The sequence below is a fragment of the Aliihoeflea sp. PC F10.4 genome, from assembly GCF_054612275.1.
Genome location: NZ_JBTSWH010000001.1, coordinates 1,851,224 through 1,866,934 on the forward strand (window position 1 = coordinate 1,851,224; position 15,711 = coordinate 1,866,934).

At 61.9% G+C, this 15,711-nt stretch carries 15 protein-coding genes; 3 read left to right on the plus strand and 12 right to left on the minus strand.

What is annotated here, in order from left to right; translation table 11 throughout:
* Positions 1-36: 36 nt before the first annotated feature.
* A complete protein-coding gene (locus ACX82Z_RS09325) occupies positions 37-474 on the minus strand; it encodes an RT0821/Lpp0805 family surface protein (RefSeq protein ID WP_459588156.1) in 438 nt (145 codons plus the stop codon).
* 22 nt (positions 475-496) lie between these two features.
* Here ACX82Z_RS09325 and pdxH point away from each other — a divergent pair, with 22 nt between their 5' ends.
* Positions 497-1,129 carry a pyridoxamine 5'-phosphate oxidase gene (pdxH, locus tag ACX82Z_RS09330; protein ID WP_459911686.1) on the plus strand — a complete coding sequence of 211 codons (633 nt, stop codon included), beginning with the start codon at positions 497-499 and terminating at the stop codon, positions 1,127-1,129.
* A 3-nt stretch (positions 1,130-1,132) separates the two neighbouring features.
* On the opposite strand, the gene ACX82Z_RS09335 is transcribed toward pdxH, so the two are convergent.
* Both ACX82Z_RS09335 and ACX82Z_RS09340 read right to left on the minus strand, forming a co-directional pair.
* Entirely contained in the window at positions 1,133-1,882 is a 750-nt protein-coding gene (locus ACX82Z_RS09335; protein WP_459588158.1) for a crotonase/enoyl-CoA hydratase family protein, read from the minus strand.
* Positions 1,883-1,953: 71 nt separating this feature from the next.
* Positions 1,954-3,729 carry an acyl-CoA dehydrogenase gene (locus ACX82Z_RS09340; RefSeq protein WP_459588161.1) on the minus strand — a complete coding sequence of 592 codons (1,776 nt, stop codon included), beginning with the start codon at positions 3,727-3,729 and terminating at the stop codon, positions 1,954-1,956.
* A 100-nt stretch (positions 3,730-3,829) separates the two neighbouring features.
* Between ACX82Z_RS09340 and ACX82Z_RS09345 the strand changes: the two genes are divergently transcribed.
* Positions 3,830-4,048, plus strand: coding sequence for a hypothetical protein (locus tag ACX82Z_RS09345; RefSeq protein WP_459588163.1), 219 nt, complete (start codon positions 3,830-3,832; stop codon positions 4,046-4,048).
* Here the strand turns inward: ACX82Z_RS09345 and purD are convergent, their stop codons facing one another.
* Entirely contained in the window at positions 4,049-5,320 is a 1,272-nt protein-coding gene (gene purD, locus ACX82Z_RS09350; protein ID WP_459588166.1) for a phosphoribosylamine--glycine ligase, read from the minus strand.
* A gap of 59 nt (positions 5,321-5,379) precedes the next feature.
* Positions 5,380-5,694 (minus strand): DUF6506 family protein, encoded by a 315-nt coding sequence (locus ACX82Z_RS09355; RefSeq protein ID WP_459588168.1) that lies wholly within the window; start codon positions 5,692-5,694, stop codon positions 5,380-5,382.
* Positions 5,695-5,805: 111 nt separating this feature from the next.
* Between ACX82Z_RS09355 and ubiA the strand changes: the two genes are divergently transcribed.
* Positions 5,806-6,783, plus strand: coding sequence for a 4-hydroxybenzoate octaprenyltransferase (ubiA, locus tag ACX82Z_RS09360; RefSeq protein WP_459588171.1), 978 nt, complete (start codon positions 5,806-5,808; stop codon positions 6,781-6,783).
* Here ubiA and ACX82Z_RS09365 read toward each other — a convergent pair whose 3' ends face one another.
* The 7 genes from ACX82Z_RS09365 to ACX82Z_RS09395 all read right to left on the minus strand — a co-directional run bounded on the left by ACX82Z_RS09365 (position 6,784) and on the right by ACX82Z_RS09395 (position 15,710).
* A complete protein-coding gene (locus ACX82Z_RS09365) occupies positions 6,784-7,347 on the minus strand; it encodes a DUF6101 family protein (RefSeq protein WP_459588172.1) in 564 nt (187 codons plus the stop codon).
* Positions 7,348-7,556: 209 nt separating this feature from the next.
* Complete coding sequence (locus tag ACX82Z_RS09370; protein ID WP_459588174.1) at positions 7,557-8,981, minus strand: FAD-binding oxidoreductase; 1,425 nt, start codon at positions 8,979-8,981, stop codon at positions 7,557-7,559.
* 9 nt (positions 8,982-8,990) lie between these two features.
* Entirely contained in the window at positions 8,991-9,959 is a 969-nt protein-coding gene (locus ACX82Z_RS09375) for an L-threonylcarbamoyladenylate synthase (RefSeq protein WP_459588177.1), read from the minus strand.
* 16 nt (positions 9,960-9,975) lie between these two features.
* Positions 9,976-12,120, minus strand: coding sequence for a glycine--tRNA ligase subunit beta (gene glyS, locus ACX82Z_RS09380; RefSeq protein ID WP_459588179.1), 2,145 nt, complete (start codon positions 12,118-12,120; stop codon positions 9,976-9,978).
* A gap of 82 nt (positions 12,121-12,202) precedes the next feature.
* Positions 12,203-14,137 carry a DUF2207 domain-containing protein gene (locus ACX82Z_RS09385; protein WP_459588180.1) on the minus strand — a complete coding sequence of 645 codons (1,935 nt, stop codon included), beginning with the start codon at positions 14,135-14,137 and terminating at the stop codon, positions 12,203-12,205.
* Between the two features lie 13 nt (positions 14,138-14,150).
* The gene (locus tag ACX82Z_RS09390; protein ID WP_459588182.1) at positions 14,151-14,729 is read right to left on the minus strand and encodes a LemA family protein; all 579 of its coding nucleotides are present in this window, start codon (positions 14,727-14,729) and stop codon (positions 14,151-14,153) included.
* 60 nt (positions 14,730-14,789) lie between these two features.
* On the minus strand, positions 14,790-15,710 hold the full coding sequence (locus tag ACX82Z_RS09395) for a glycine--tRNA ligase subunit alpha (RefSeq protein WP_459911688.1): 921 nt from the start codon (positions 15,708-15,710) through the stop codon (positions 14,790-14,792).
* Between the last annotated feature and the right edge of the window lies 1 nt (position 15,711).

The window sequence follows — 15,711 nt, forward strand, 5'->3', positions numbered from 1 at the left end:
TTCTATATGATCACGAAGCGCGTGATATTCCAGAGCTTAGAGACGGTCGAAGGCCGTCATCGCCCAGATACCGCCCGAGGCGAGGCATGATTCGCCATGATAAAGCGCAACGCCGTCGAAACTCTCGCGCGTCGCTTCGAACCGGCGGCAACGCATCCCGCTTTCCTCGTGTTCGCTGATAGCGCTCAAAGCGCCGCGCGAGCCCGTTTCGGCATTCGCCCATGCGAGCATCGCAGGAGCGCCGGCGTCGAGATCGAGCGACGAGACGACGTTGCGGATCGTCGTCGCATCGGAGATTTCCGTGTCGTCCTTGGGCTTTGCGGACGACGAAACCGAGCCGGTGATGATCGATGTGTCCTTGGCAATATCGTCGAGCGTGACGCCGCGCGATCCGCATGCGGTAACGACCAGAGCGCAAGCGAATGCGGGCGCACAGCGCCGCAGCGTTATCGCCATCGCTTGCAACGGATGCAACAATGCGTCATCTCCAGCCAATATTCATGCGCGGAGGCGTACAATGTCGCAAACTGGGTTAACAACTGATTTCACGCAGGAAAATGAGCCATACGCGCTTTTTGCCCAGTGGCTGAAGGACGCCGGCGAGGCCGAGATCAACGATCCCAACGCTGTCGCGCTCGCAACTGTCGATAAGGACGGCCTGCCGAACGTGCGCATGGTTCTGCTCAAGGGTTTCGACGAACAGGGCTTCGTTTTCTACACGAACTACGAAAGCGCCAAGGGCGGCGAAATCCTCGGCTCCATGAAGGCAGCCATGTGCTTTCACTGGAAGAGCTTGCGTCGTCAGGTACGCGTGCGCGGCCCGGTGGAGAGCGTGACAGACGCGGAAGCCGACGCCTATTATGCGAGCCGCCCGCGCGGCAGCCGCATCGGCGCATGGGCTTCGGCCCAATCGCGCCCGCTCGAAGGCCGCTTCGCGCTCGAAAAAGCGGTCGCCGAATATACGGCGAAATATGCGATCGGCGACATTCCGCGCCCGTCACACTGGTCGGGTTTCCGTATCAAACCGGTCGAGATCGAGTTTTGGGCCGACCGCCCGTTTCGTCTGCACGACCGGGCGCAGTTCCGGCGCGATGGAGACGGCTGGGCGAAATCGCGGCTTTATCCGTGACGCCTATTTCTTCCGGTTCATGAACGCGACGAAGGCATTGCGGGCCTCGTCGGATTTCAGGCGTTCGCGGAAAGCCACGCCTTCCGCCTCTATCCGTTCGATGAGCGTCGCGCGGTCGCCGAGCAGGAAATCGCGCGCGATCTTCAACGCTTGCGGCGGTTTGGACGCGATGCGTTCAGCGGCCGCGAAGACGGCGTCTTCCAGATCGGCATCCGCCACGACAGCATAGATCAGGCCAGCTTCCCTCGCTCGCTCGGCGGAAAACCCTTCGCCCAGCCCCAGAAGCGCGAATGCCTGTTGACGGCCAATGACGAAAGGCGCGAGCAGGCTGGAGCCTGCCTCCGGCACCAATCCCAGATCGACGAAGGGCGTGCGAAATTCGGTGCGCGGCGTCGCGAAGGTCAGATCGCAGTGCAAATTGATCGTCGTGCCAATGCCGACGGCGATACCATCGACTCCGGAGACAATGGGCTTTTGCGCCTTCGCCAATGCCAGCAGGAAATCGTAGACTTCGCGACCGCCCTCGCCTCCGGTGGCGACCGCCATGAAGTCGGCAAGATCGTTGCCCGACGAGAACGCGCCGGGCACGCCGAGAATGACATGGCAGCGGATGTCCGGGTCGGCATCGCCATCGGTCAGAGCCTTTGCCATCGCCGCGTACATCGCGCGCGTGATCGCGTTCTTCTTGTCCGGACGGTTCATGCGGATGGACTGGACCGCGCCGCGCCGCTCGATCTGGATATGTTCGCTCATGCTTTTTCCTCTGATTCGAGCATGATGTTGCCCGAAAACCGGTGACCGCTTTTTGGCATCATGCTCGCTCCTCAGGCAACAAGTGCTGCTGCGGCTTCATGCAGGCTCGATGCGCCTTCCATCACGCGACGTCGCAGTGCCGCCGTCTCCTCAATGAGGTTTTCGGCATAGAATCGGCAAAGCGCGATGCGCTTGTCGCTTTCGTCCGCAACCGCGCCACGCGCCAGATACGCACCGCCTGCGGCCAACGCGAAGAGCCGCAGATAAGGCGTTGCGCCCGCGAGCGCGTCTTCCGTCCGGCCTGCTTCAAGAGCAGCCTGCAACCATGCGGTCGCTTCCGACAGATCGTTGAGCGCCGCATCGCATTTTTCGGCGGTCGCCCCGAAACCATCGCGGTTGGACGTGCGCACGCTCTCGATGTCTGCATGAAGCTCGTCGATGTAGCGCATGACGGCATTGCCGCTGCCGAGCGGCAGCTTGCGGGTCACGAGGTCGATGGCCTGGATGCCGTTTGTTCCCTCGTAGATCGGTGCAATGCGCGCATCGCGGTAAAGCCCGGCAGCACCCGTCTCCTCGATGAAGCCCATGCCACCATGAACCTGCAAACCGACGGACGCCATTTCGACGCCGATATCGGTCGAGAATGCCTTGGCAACAGGAGTCAAAAGGCCCGCGCGATCGGCCCAAAAGCGTGCGTCGTCACCTTCCGTTCGCCGGCTCATGTCGATCGCATGCGCGCAGGAATAGCAGATCGCGCGAGAAATCTGGGTCAGCGCCTTCATGGTGAGGAGATTGCGCTGCACGTCCGGGTGATGGACGATCGGTGCCATGCCATCGCCCGCATAGTCCTTCGCCTTGCCCTGCCGGCGCTCAAGCGCGTAGGCGTGCGCCTTTTGAAACGCGGCTTCGGCAACCGCAACGCCCTCGATCCCGACCGAAAGACGCGCATTGTTCATCATTGTGAACATGCCCGCGAGGCCACGATTTTCCTCGCCAATAAGATAGCCTACGGCCCCTTTTTCCTCTCCTCCGACGAAACCGTCGCCGAAGATCATCGTGCAGGTCGGCGAGGCGTGTATACCAAGCTTTTCCTCGATGGATGCGCAGAACACGTCATTGCGCCGCCCGAGCGAACCATCCTTATCGACAAGGAATTTCGGCACGAGAAAAAGGGAAATGCCGCGCGTTCCGGCCGGTGCATCAGGCAGGCGCGCAAGCACGAGATGGACGATGTTGTCCGTATAATCGTGCTCGCCATAGGTGATGAAAATCTTCTGCCCGAAGATGCGGTAGGTACCGTCGTCGGTGCGCGTCGCACGCGTGCGCAAGGCGGCAAGGTCGGAGCCGGCCTGCGGCTCGGTCAGGTTCATCGTGCCCGTCCATTCGCCAGAAACGAGCTTTTCCAGATAGGCGGCCTTCAACGCGTCGGAGCCGTGCGCCTCGATGGCTTCGACCGCACCCTGCGTCAGCGTCGGGCAAAGCGCGAAAGCGATGGACGCCGAATTCCACATCTCCATCGCCGCCATTGCGAGCATGACCGGCAGGCCCTGACCACCATATTCTTCCGGGCCGGACAGCCCATTCCAGCCACCTTCGATCCAATGGCGGTAGGCCTCTTTCCAGCCGGGCGGCGTGGTAACGGCGGCATCGGAATGGACCGCGCCGATTTCGTCACCGACCTTGTAAAGAGGGCTGAGTTCCTCACTTGCGAAGCGACCGGCCTCGCCCAATATCGCGTCGACCAGATCCTCGGACAGATCGCCGAACCGACCTTCGTCGAGCGCCGGTTTCAACCCTGCCACCTTTTTCAGGGTGAATGCGATGTCGTCGACGGGCGCGCGATACATGAAGCTTCCTCCGGCTCAAAAAGCGTGTCGACCAGAGCTAGATTTTTTTGACGTTAGCGTCAAACGGACTTAACTAGACACGGCAATATGGAGACTTGAAATGCTCGCTCGCCCTGAGACAAATCACTGCGTCGTCTGCCGACGCCGCTTCGGCGACGAGCAATTCGCGTATTATTATGGCCAGATCGAGCAAGGCCCCGCCTATTACTGCGACGAGGGTATCTTGTGCTCGGCAGAATGCGCACTGAAACAGCATCAACGTCGTCGCGAAGCGGGAACCTATCCGCAACGGCCGGCCGACGATCCCTTCGAGTTCTGATCAGCGCCCTTCGCGCTCGACTTCGCGCCAACCGATATCGCGGCGGTAAAAACCCTCCGGCCAGTCGATCCGGTCGATGGCGGCGTATGCTTTCTCACGCGCCGCGCTGACAGTCGGCGCCATGGCGGTGACGTTCAGGACGCGGCCGCCATTGGCAACGATCTCGCCGTCCTTGCGGGCAGTGCCTGCATGAAAGACTTCGACTTCGTCGCCAACCTTGTCGAGGCCGCGGATGACGCTGCCTTTCTTCGGCGTTGCCGGGTACCCTTCCGCCGCCATCACCACGGTAAGCGCGACCTCGTCGCGCCAGCGCGCCGACATATGCGAAAGCTGGCCATCGGAGGCAGCGTTAAGCAGAATCAGCAGATCTTCCTTCAAGCGCATCATCAACACCTGGCATTCGGGGTCGCCGAACCGGGTATTGTATTCGATCAGCTTGGGGCCGTTCGCCGTCAGCATCAGCCCAGCATAAAGTACGCCCGAGAACGGCGCGCCCATCTCGGCCATGCCCTTCATCGTCGGTTCGATGATCGTCTTCATCACCTGATCGACCAGTTCGGGCGTCAGGACCGAGGCGGGAGAATAAGCGCCCATCCCGCCGGTATTGGGCCCGGTATCGCCATCGCCGACGCGCTTGTGATCCTGCGCAGTGCCGAAGGGCAAGGCGGTCACGCCGTCGCAAAGGCAGAAGAACGACGCTTCCTCGCCTTCGAGAAACTCCTCGACGACCACTTCCGCACCAGCCTCGCCGAAACCGCCCTCGAAACAGTCGTCTATCGCAGCAAATGCCTCGTCGAGCGTCATGGCGACGGTAACGCCCTTGCCGGCCGCCAGCCCGTCCGCCTTGATGACGATCGGCGCGCCTTGGGCGCGGATATAGGCTTTCGCCTTCGGTGCATTGTTGAACCGCTCATAGGCAGCGGTTGGAATGTCATAGCGGGCGCACAGATCCTTGGTGAAACCCTTGGAGCCTTCAAGGCGCGCAGCCGCTGCCGAGGGTCCGAAAACGCGGATATCATGCGCGCGCAGAACGTCGCCCAGGCCGGCAACGAGCGGGGCTTCCGGCCCAACGACGACGAGGTCGATCGCCATCAGCTTGCAGAAGGAGGCGACCGCTTCATGATCGTCGGCATCGAGAACGACGCACTCGGCATGCTCGGCGATGCCCGGATTGCCCGGCGCTGCGTAAAGCTTCGTCAGCATCGGCGAGGCTGCGATCTTCCATGCCAGCGCATGCTCGCGCCCGCCCGAACCGATCAGAAGTACGTTCATGAGAATTCCCTCGCTGCGCTGTTGGCCGCGATTAGGCGGTCAGGCCGGAAGGGTCAAGGTCAGCCGTCCCCGGCTTCGAATTTTGCCTTGTAAGCGGCTGCCTGCGTGAGAGATTCGATACCGAACATGACAACGCCTACCGCAGCGCGTCCGGCGACGGCACGAATGACGGGCGCAGCGAGTTCAGGGCCGAAACCACCGCATAGCTCGATCAGTTCGACGCCTTCGGCTGCGAGTTCGTCGGCAGTTTGCGCGGCAGCCTCCGGTGTGGGCACGAACACGATCGTCAGCCGTTCCGCCGCCGTCTCATGCACGATCCTGTCGTGACGTGGGTCGGCACCTTCCATCAAAATCATGGATACCCAGACATTCATGAACGCGTCCTCCTGCTCGCTTCGAAAACGAACCACCGAAATCATCGTAGCGCAACAGCGTTTGCCAGTCCGCGCTTGACGCCCCTGCATGCGCCTGCCAATCGAAACGTCATGGAAACCATACAATCCAAAGGCACGCGCGGACGCGTTGCCGACGCCCCATCCGGCCACTGGGTCTATCGCGCTCTGCCCGTGTCCTTCTGGCCCTATGCACAGCTCGCGCGCTGGGACCGTCCGATCGGCTGGTGGCTTCTGCTGTGGCCGTGCTGGTGGTCGGCAGCGCTCGCGGGCGCGGCATTCTTCGAGCCGGGGCAGACCGTTGCGGCGCAGTTGCCGTCCCTGTGGCATCTGGTTTTGTTCCTGATCGGCGCTGTCGCCATGCGAGGTGCGGGCTGCACCTATAACGACATTGTCGACGAGAACATCGATCAGATGGTCGCGCGCACGCGCTCGCGGCCGCTGCCATCCGGTCAGGTCACGCGCCGTCAGGCCTGGGCGTTCCTGTTCGGCCAGTGCCTCGTCGGGCTTATCGTGCTCTTGCAGTTCAACTGGTTCGCGGTCGGCATGGGCGTCGCATCGCTTTTGACGGTCGCCGTCTATCCCTTCATGAAGAGAGTCACAGACTGGCCGCAACTCTTTTTGGGATTTGCCTTTTCCTGGGGTGCGTGGATGGGCTGGGCAGCGCATTTCGGCTCGCTCTCGCTTGCGCCGGCCCTGCTCTATCTCGGCTCGATCCTGTGGGTGATCGGTTACGACACGATCTACGCGCATCAGGACCGCGAGGACGACGCGCTCGTCGGCGTACGCTCCACGGCACGGCTTTTCGGCGACAACACAAAGGCGTGGCTGGTCGGGCTTTATTCGGGCGCGCTGGTGCTTTTCGCCGCAGCGTTCGCAACGGCGGAAATAACGTGGCTTGCCTATCTCGGGCTGGCTGCGGCGGCCGTGCACATGGCGCGGCAAATCGCCGTCCTCGATATCGATGACGGCGACCAGTGCCTCAGGCTTTTCAGGTCGAATTCGACCGTCGGCTGGCTGATCTTCGGCGGGCTGGTGCTGGGAAGCGCCGTCGCGGCGTCGATCGGGTAATCAACGGCGGGCGATGATCTCGTCGCCGTCCACGACCAGCCGCATGCCCAGATTGCCAAACTTGCGGCGGGCAAGAAAGCGCGGACGGCGCTGAGCGGCAAGGCGGCGCTTGCGCCGGTCTACCGCCGGTCCCGTCTTGACCTGCCCGAGTGATTCCTCGAGCGAACGCGCCACACCGTCCGATTCGACCAGAAGCATCGGAAGCTGATAAGCCTCGGCCCAGGCGCGCCAGTCGGCGGCGACATCGTCGAGGTCGTGGGCGACGAGCAGCGGCACCGACAACATCGGGTCGTTATGCATCAGTTCGAGCGTGACCGTGACTTCGCCCTCGCCGTCCTCGATGGCACGGGCGGCAACGCCCTTGAAGGCGTTCGCCGGCAGCACGACCGTCACCGGCAGACGGCTCTTTTCGAGCAGGCGGTGGATGGTGACGCGCCGACGCTCGATCTCGAACGCGACGTCGCCGAACTCGTCATGCGTGGCGTAGCTGGTCGTCTGCGGCAGCCTGAAGGGATCGAGCCGCATGTCGCGGCCCGCCCAGGCGGGTTTCAGCCCGGTATTCATGTTTGCGCCTTCCTGTCTCTTCCTGAGAGCCGGGGTTGATCCCCGATCCCTCCGGGCGGTTCGTCCGCCTCTCTTGTGTGTGAGACTAGGCGCGGCCCCTTACCGTGAGCCTTAGATTTTCGGTTAAATTTGTCTGGATGCGCGGGATGGTTATCGCTTTCCAACCATATGAAAGGATTGGGAAACCTGCGCTAAGAATGTGTTGACGATCAGATGACCTTGCCCGGATTCATGATGCCGGCAGGATCGAAAGACGCCTTGATACGGCGCATCAGATCGATTGCCACGGGCGGCGCGGTGGAGATGAGTTCGTCCCGCTTCATGATGCCAATGCCGTGCTCGGCTGAAATCGAGCCGTTCATGGTGCGCACGATGGCGTGGACGGAATCATGCATGGCGCGGTCATGAGACAGAAACTCCGTCTTGTCTGCGCCTTCGGGCTGCGTGACGTTGAGATGCAGGTTTCCGTCGCCCATATGGCCGAAGCAGACCATGCGCGCGCCAGGAAAGACGGACGGGATTGCAGCGGCGGCTTTCTCTATGAATTCCGGGATCAAAGCGATCGGCACCGAAACGTCGTGCTTGATCGAACCGCCCTCGGGCTTTTGCGCTTCCGACATGGATTCGCGAAGACGCCAGAAGTCCGCTGCCTGCGAAAGGTTCATCGCCAGCACGGCGTTTTCCACAAGGCCGTTCTCCAGCCCTGCCCCGACGATCTCCTCGATCAGGCCGCGTGCGTCGTCCGCAGAGCGGCCAGACGAGATTTCCATCAGCACATGCCACGCATGTTCGCCCTGAAGCGGGTTGGCGGTGTCCGGGATATGCGTCAGCGTGAAATCGAGGGCACGCCTCTGCATCAGTTCGAACGCCGTCAGGCTCGCTCCGGCCGCGTTCGATGCGACAGCGAACAGACTGAGCGCGGCTTTCGGATCGGACAAGCCGATCCAAGCGACCTCCCTGCCCTTCGGCTTCGGCACCAGCTTGAGCACTGCGGCGGTGATGATGCCGAGCGTGCCTTCCGCACCAACGAACAGGTTCTTTAGATCATACCCCGTATTGTCCTTCTTCAGCTTGCGCAGATCGTCCAGCACCTCGCCGGTCGGCAACACCACCTCGACGCCAAGACACAGTTCGCGCGCGTTGCCATAGGCCAGAACGCCGGTGCCGCCTGCATTGGACGAAAGATTTCCGCCTATCTGGCACGATCCCTGCGACCCCAGCGACAGCGGGAACAGTCGGTCCTTGTCATCGGCAGCATTCTGGATCGTTTCGAGGACGACGCCAGCCTCGACGGTCATGGTGTTCGATTGCAGATCTATTTCGCGAATGCGGTTCAACCGGCCAAGCGAGACGATGACTTGATTTCCCGACCGGTCCGGCATCTGCGCGCCAACGAGACCCGTATTGCCGCCCTGCGGCACGATGGCGGTTCCGGTTTCACTCGCAAGCTTCAGGATTTGCGAGATTTCACCCACATTTTCAGGTCGTAGAACCAGACTTGATATCCCACCATAGCGCCCGCGCGGCTCGGTCAGATATGGTGCGATCTCATGCGCATCGGTAACGGCGTGGGCGTCTCCGACAATGGCGATGAAACGGGCGGCGATTTCAGGATCGAGAGCAGGATTCGACATGCGCGAAACCTATTCGGACGCGGTCCTGTTGTCACGCGGCGCGGCGGCACGGCGCAGACGGTCATTGATCGCTTCGCCAAGACCGTGGGTCGGAATCGGCGCAACTGCGATGGTCGAGGCGCCCGAAGCATCGAGTTCGGCGAGGTACGAAAACAAATTCGCCGCGGCCTCGCGCAGATCGCCCGATGGCGAGAGGTTGCGGGTCGCGACGGGACTGCCGGAGATCGCGAATTTACCGAAGGAAAGCAGCGCTTCGCCGGGCCGAAGCGCGGTCACGTCAAGACGCACGACCGCAGAAGGCGCGTAATGCGACGCCAGCATGCCGGGCGCTTCGATCTTGCCTTCACCGCCGCGCGACAGCGACATGCCGATCACGGCTTCGATGTCTTCGGCGGCGACACCGCCGGGACGGAGCAAGCGAACCGATCCGTCCTCGATTTTCACGATGGTCGATTCGACTCCGACCGGTGTCGCACCGCCATCGAGCACGAGCGGGACGCGATCAGCTAGATCGTCATACACCGCCTGCGCCGTCGTCGGGCTGATACGCCCGGACGAGTTCGCGCTCGGTGCTGCCAGCGGGCGATCGAGCTTGGCGATGACTTCGTGAGCGAGGCCGTCGGGCATGCGCAGGCCGACGGTGTCGAGACCGGCCGATACGAGCGCGTGGAGAGTATGACCGAGACGCAGTGGCAGGACGATGGTGAGCGGTCCGGGCCAGAACGCGGCGGCAAGCTTGCGCGAGACCGTGTCGAAGATCGCCACGTCCGACGCCATTTTCATGTCGGCGACATGCACGATGAGCGGATTGAAGCGCGGTCGCCCCTTGGCCTCGTAGATTTTCGCGACCGCCTTGCCACTGGTTGCATCGGCAGCGAGCCCGTAGACCGTTTCCGTTGGAATCGCGACAATTTCACCGGCGGCCAGCAATTCGACCGCTCGCCCGATACCAGAACTGCCTGTTACGATCTTGGCCAATTCGATTGTGTCCGTCTCAGCCCGCGATCTTCGAGAAATCCGCGACCGCGCCCGTTGCCGAGCGGATGCGCGACAAAAGTGCGAGTCGGTTGGCCCGGACAGCCTGATCCTCGTCGTTGACCAGCACCGCGTCGAAGAACGCATCAACCGGCGCGCGCAGGCCAGAAAGTGCCAGCATGGCGGCGGAAAAGTCTTGTTGTTGAATCGCTTGAGCGGCGTTCTTCTCAGCCTGATTCACCGCGTCGAGCAACGCGCTTTCCTCCGGCAAACGGAAAAGCACGGGATCAACGGATACGGCGACGGCAGTCCCCTTCTTCTCCTCGGCAGCAAGAATGTTCGCGGCCCGCTTGGTTCCGGCAAGCAGGTTTTTGCCGTCGTCGGAATCGAGGAAGATGCCGAGTGCCGCCACGCGCAACGTCACTAACAGTAAGTCGTCAGCCTCATCCGAAATGACCGCATCAATCAGGTCGTGCCGCGCGCCCTTGTCGCGCATATAGACCTTCAACCGATCGTGGAAGAAGGAGAGTAGGTCGGCCGCAGTTTGGCGGTCGATCTCGACACCGTCCATGAATGCGCGTGTGAGCGGCAAATGTACGCCGTTCTCCACGACGATGCGGATGACACCGAGCGCCGCACGGCGCAGCGCATAAGGGTCCTTCGAGCCGGTCGGCTTTTCGTCGATCGCCCAGAAGCCGACGAGCGTGTCGAGTTTGTCGGCAAGCGCGACGGCGATGGCGACAGGGTCGGTCGGCACGGTATCGGACGGGCCTTGCGGCTTGTAGTGATCCTCGATGGCAGCGGCGACGGCCTCGTCTTCGCCCTGCAGCAGCGCGTATTTGCGGCCCATTGCGCCCTGCAGTTCGGGGAATTCACCGACGATTTCAGTCTGCAAATCCGCCTTGGCAAGCACTGCCGCGCGGGCTGCCAGATCGGGGTTCGCGCCAACGACCGACGCAAGTTCGCGGGCGAGTGCAGTGATACGCTCAACACGCGCGCCCTGCGAGCCGAGCTTGGCGTGGAAGGTGACGTTCAGATGATCGAGACGCGCCATGCGCTGGTCGAGCGGCCTTTTGAGGTCCAGACCGAATTTTTCGGCAGAAGCTGCAAAATCTTTCAAGTCCGGCAGGTCGGACTGATCGGTCTTCCAGAAATGGACTGCATCCGACAGGCGTGCACGCACGACCTTGCCGTTGCCGTGAACGATCTCCTTGCCACCATCGGTCGCCTCGATATTGGCGGTGAGGAGGAAGCGGTTGGCGAGTGCATCGCTTTCGCCCTGCGGGCGCACGACGAAGCATTTCTGGTTGGCGCGGATCGTCAGCCGGATGACTTCGGGCGGGATCGCCAGATAATCTTCCTCGAATTCGCCCATCAGGACGACCGGCCATTCGACGAGACCAGACACTTCTTCCAAAAGCCCCTCGTCCTCGACCAGATCGAGGCCGGAAGCGAAAGCGAGGTTCTTGGCGTCGTCCAAAATGATGCGCTTGCGCCGCTCGGCGTCGAGCACGACCTTCGCGGCTTCCAGTTTGGCGACGTAATCGTCGAAGCGGCGCACGGTGATCGCTTCGGGTGCATGGAAGCGGTGGCCGTAAGTGACGTTGCCCGAGCGAATGCCGTCGATCTCGAAATCGACCACGATGGGCTCTTCGGTTTCAGGACCGAACGTGCAGAGGATCGATTGCAGCGGACGCACCCAGCGCAGAGCGCCCGGCTTCGCCGAGGCCGCCCCCCAGCGCATCGATTTCGGCCATGGGAACGCGCGCACCACGGATGGCACGAGTTCGGCGATGATGTCTTCCGCCGCACGGCCGGGCTTCACGAGATGGGCGACGTAGAATTCGCCCTTTTTCGGATCGGTATGGGTATGGGCCTGCGAAATTTCGGTGAGGCCCGCCTTGCGCAAAAAGCCCTGAACGGCCTGTTCGGGTGCGGATACGGACGGACCCTTGATCTCTTCGCGCACATCCTTCGAGCGCGCGGTGAGACCGCGAATATCGAGCGTCAGGCGGCGCGGCGTCCAGTATTCGGTTGCCGCCTCATAGGTCAGGCCTGCCTCGACCAGACCGTCCGCGACCATCTTCTTCAGATCGCCGGCAGCCTTGCGCTGCATGCGAGCGGGAATTTCCTCCGAGCGGAGTTCTAGAAGAAGGTCAGGCATTGGGACTTCGCGATACTGGTGTTCGATTGACTGCGCTGCCTCTAGCAAGACGCAGTCGGTTTGTCATGCACCGCAGCGCTGATTACCAACCGCCACCGCCGCCGCCGCCTCCGCCGCCACCAGAAAAACCGCCACCGCTCGAAAACCCGGACGAGGACGACTTCGGCGCGGGAAGCGACGCGGTGAAGCTCTTCGCCATCGAATCCGCCATGCTGCCAAGCCCCGAACCGATCGATCCGGCGTTGAACGTCCGGCCATGATACCAGTTCGGACCGACATATCCGGCAACGGTGCCCGCCGCCATCGCTGCGGCAAGCCACGTATCGAAGGCCTTCGACCAGGGCTTTTCCACCCCGAGCGCCATGGCATAGGGCAGCAGCGTCTCGAAATGCTTCGGCGACATTTCGGGCGCGCCCTGCATGTTCATCCGGTCTTTTTCCGCAACGGTCAGATAGTGCCGCAAACCGGCAATCTCTTCCGTCTTCTTTTGTCCGAGCGGCGTTGGCGCGCCCATCAGGAAGAAGAAGGTGATGTTGGCAGTCAGTATTGCGATATAGACGAGAAACGGCGCAACGACCGAGATGTCCGGCCACCAGGGCAGAAAGACGCCAATCGCACCCGAGATCATCGTCTGCACGACAAAAGCCATGAAGCCAGCAGCGACAACGGCCATGATGCGTTGCCCAAAGGTGCGTGCATTGTAAAAGCTGCGCCCCACCTGAACCGCTCCATAAGCGATGATGAGCGAGAGCAGAGAAGTGGCAAGCATCACGGTGATAACCGCGTCGCTCATCCCTGTTAGGACAATCATCGCCAGCACGGTCAGGACCGAAAGGATCACGCCCGCAATCAGGTAGGATATGTTGTGGCGGTAGAAACTGGTGTGGTGCTCGCTCTCGATGGCGCTGCGAAAGGCGCGGCCCGTCTTCTGGACACGCTCGCCATTGGCTTTGTCGACCATCAGCGTGTCGCCATCGGTGGGCATTTCTTTCAAAATCGCAGCCTCGCCGACCGGAAGGCCTGATGGCATGCCGGAGCCTTTGCGACGGATCGTCAGATCGCGTTCAAGATCCTCCAGTTCGACGTGGCCCTTTATGGCCAAGTCAACGACCGCCGCCGAGAACGCATCCCAGCCCTGTCCGCGAAATCCGCGCTTGTCGATATAGTTCATAAGCGCCGGCGAAACGCCGTCCGGCGGCGTCCAACGCGGGACCATCACGCCTGCGGGCGGATCGCGCCCGACGCGGCTCCACGCCCAGAAATAATAGAGAAGAACGATCGCAAGCCCGATGCCGCCGACGGTCAATGCACCATAATCGTCCCACCAGAAAGCACGCTCTTCTTCCGGGCCAGGCGGCGCGATGACGCCTTTGGGGATCGCGACGACGGCAGTAAGTCCCGCGCGTGGAGCAAGCCGGCCATCAGCAGTAACAACGATCCGATTCCCGCCGTCCAGAACCTGCGCGCTGGCGTCCCGATCGGTCGATCCATAGGGGCCGGTAAAGAACGTGACGTCGTCGGTACGGGCGCCCGCAGGCAACCTGATATCGGCAGTCGCTTCGAGGATCGGAAAATCCCAGCCATTTCCGGTGACGTTCCAGTAAAGTTCGTCGTGATCGTCGAAGAACCGGATCTGGCGGGTCGTCTCATAGGTGATTTCGTAGGTATGGACGCCGTGAGCAAGGAGCATGTCGGCATCGCCAATCCGGACTCGCAACATGCCTGACGCGCGTTCGGCACGGTAGCTTTCAGGCGCGCCGTCGCGTGTGACCGACAGAATGTCCAGCCCGACTTCGCGCATGCGCCCGTTCGCGTCCTCGTAGCGCAGAGGGATATCGCGGAAGATGCCGCGCGAGATATCCTGCCCCTCGACATTGACGATGATCTCTTCGCTGACGCGAAGGACGCCGTCAGCACCGACCTCGATGTTGGAGCGGAACGAGCGGATTTCCTCGGCGGCCTGCGCAACGAGCGGAAAGATCGTAAGGCAAGCGACGATCAGAAGGCGGGCGAACACGGTCAGGATCGGATCACGAGAACGAGACTTGTGGCACGGCGCGATCGGCCGGGTCGTCAATCTCGAAATAATCGGCCTTGGAGAAGCCGAACATGCCGGCGACCAGATTGGACGGGAAGCTCTCGACCTTGATGTTCAGGTCGCGCGCCGAGCCGTTATAGTAGCGGCGCGACATCTGGATTTCGCCTTCGATGGTCTCCAGCGTTGTCTGTAACTGTGCGAAATTCTGATTCGCCTTCAGATCGGGATAGGCCTCGGCGACGGCGAAGAGGCGGCCCAGCGCCTGCGACAGCATGCCTTCGACCTGAGCGCGTCCCGCGACATCATCGGACGGCAGCGCCTGCGCGCGAGTGCGCAGTTCCGTCACTTCCTCCAGCGTGCCCCGCTCATGCGTCGCATAGCCTTTTACCGTTTCGATCAGGTTCGGGATCAGATCCGCGCGGCGCTTCAACTGAACGTCGATACCCGACCACGCCTCGCGCACCATCTGCCGCAACCGCACGAGGGCGTTGTAGATCGCGATCGCGTAAAACGCGACCAGCACCAGAAGGATGAGAAGGACGAGAAGGACAGTACCGATTCCGAAATCCATGATGCACGTTCCCCTTGAGACGGTCGCAAGCTAACGCGACCGCTCATCGGTGAAAAGCCTTCAGGCAGCCTTCATGTTTGCGCCGCCCGCATCCGTCCGTAGGAACGCTTCGCCGCACGCCTTGGCGAGATTGCGTACGCGCAGGATGTAGCTTTGACGCTCGGTGACGGAAATCACGCCGCGCGCATCCAGAAGATTGAAGACGTGGCTCGCCTTGATCGTCTGGTCGTAGGCAGGCAGGACGCAGCGATGCAGCGCGCCCTCTCCCGCATCTCCGGCGGCAAGCAGCGCCTTGCACTCGGCTTCGGCTTCCTCGAAATGACGAAACAGGACGGCGGTGTTCGCGAACTCGAAATTGTAGCGCGAATATTCCTGCTCAGCCTGCAGGAAGACGTCGCCATAGGTGACTTTCTCGTCACCCTCACGGCCGTTGAAGTTCAGGTCGTAGACGTTGTCGACGCCCTGAACATACATCGCCAGACGTTCCAAACCATAGGTCAATTCGCCCGAAACCGGCGAGCATTCGATGCCGCAGACCTGCTGGAAATAGGTGAACTGCGAGACTTCCATGCCGTCGCACCAGCACTCCCAGCCAAGCCCCCACGCGCCGAGCGTCGGGCTTTCCCAATCGTCCTCGACGAAGCGCACATCGTGGACGGACATGTCGAGGCCGATCGCGGCGAGCGAGCCGAGATAAAGCTCCTGAAGGTTCGACGGGTTCGGCTTCAGGATCACCTGATACTGGTAGTAGTGCTGGAGACGGTTCGGGTTCTCGCCGTAGCGTCCGTCCTTCGGACGGCGCGAGGGCTGCACATAGGCCGCGTTCCATGGCTTCGGCCCAAGCGAGCGCAGGGTCGTCGCGGGATGGAACGTCCCTGCGCCGACTTCCATGTCGTAGGGCTGGAGAACGACGCAGCCATATTCGGCCCAGTAATTGTGAAGCGCGAGGATCAGCCCCTGAAAGGAGCGCGTCGGGTGCATG

What these genes read in the sequence shown, in the direction of transcription:
- ACX82Z_RS09335 (WP_459588158.1), bottom strand. Translation starts at nt 1,882, where the DNA reads ATGAGCGAACATATCCAGATCGAGCGGCGCGGCGCGGTCCAGTCCATC.
- ACX82Z_RS09340 (WP_459588161.1), bottom strand. Translation starts at nt 3,729, where the DNA reads ATGTATCGCGCGCCCGTCGACGACATCGCATTCACCCTGAAAAAGGTG.
- ACX82Z_RS09345 (WP_459588163.1), top strand. Translation starts at nt 3,830, where the DNA reads ATGCTCGCTCGCCCTGAGACAAATCACTGCGTCGTCTGCCGACGCCGC.
- purD (WP_459588166.1), bottom strand. Translation starts at nt 5,320, where the DNA reads ATGAACGTACTTCTGATCGGTTCGGGCGGGCGCGAGCATGCGCTGGCA.
- ACX82Z_RS09355 (WP_459588168.1), bottom strand. Translation starts at nt 5,694, where the DNA reads ATGAATGTCTGGGTATCCATGATTTTGATGGAAGGTGCCGACCCACGT.
- ubiA (WP_459588171.1), top strand. Translation starts at nt 5,806, where the DNA reads ATGGAAACCATACAATCCAAAGGCACGCGCGGACGCGTTGCCGACGCC.
- ACX82Z_RS09365 (WP_459588172.1), bottom strand. Translation starts at nt 7,347, where the DNA reads ATGAATACCGGGCTGAAACCCGCCTGGGCGGGCCGCGACATGCGGCTC.
- ACX82Z_RS09370 (WP_459588174.1), bottom strand. Translation starts at nt 8,981, where the DNA reads ATGTCGAATCCTGCTCTCGATCCTGAAATCGCCGCCCGTTTCATCGCC.
- glyS (WP_459588179.1), bottom strand. Translation starts at nt 12,120, where the DNA reads ATGCCTGACCTTCTTCTAGAACTCCGCTCGGAGGAAATTCCCGCTCGC.
- ACX82Z_RS09390 (WP_459588182.1), bottom strand. Translation starts at nt 14,729, where the DNA reads ATGGATTTCGGAATCGGTACTGTCCTTCTCGTCCTTCTCATCCTTCTG.
- ACX82Z_RS09395 (WP_459911688.1), bottom strand. Translation starts at nt 15,710, where the DNA reads ATGCACCCGACGCGCTCCTTTCAGGGGCTGATCCTCGCGCTTCACAAT.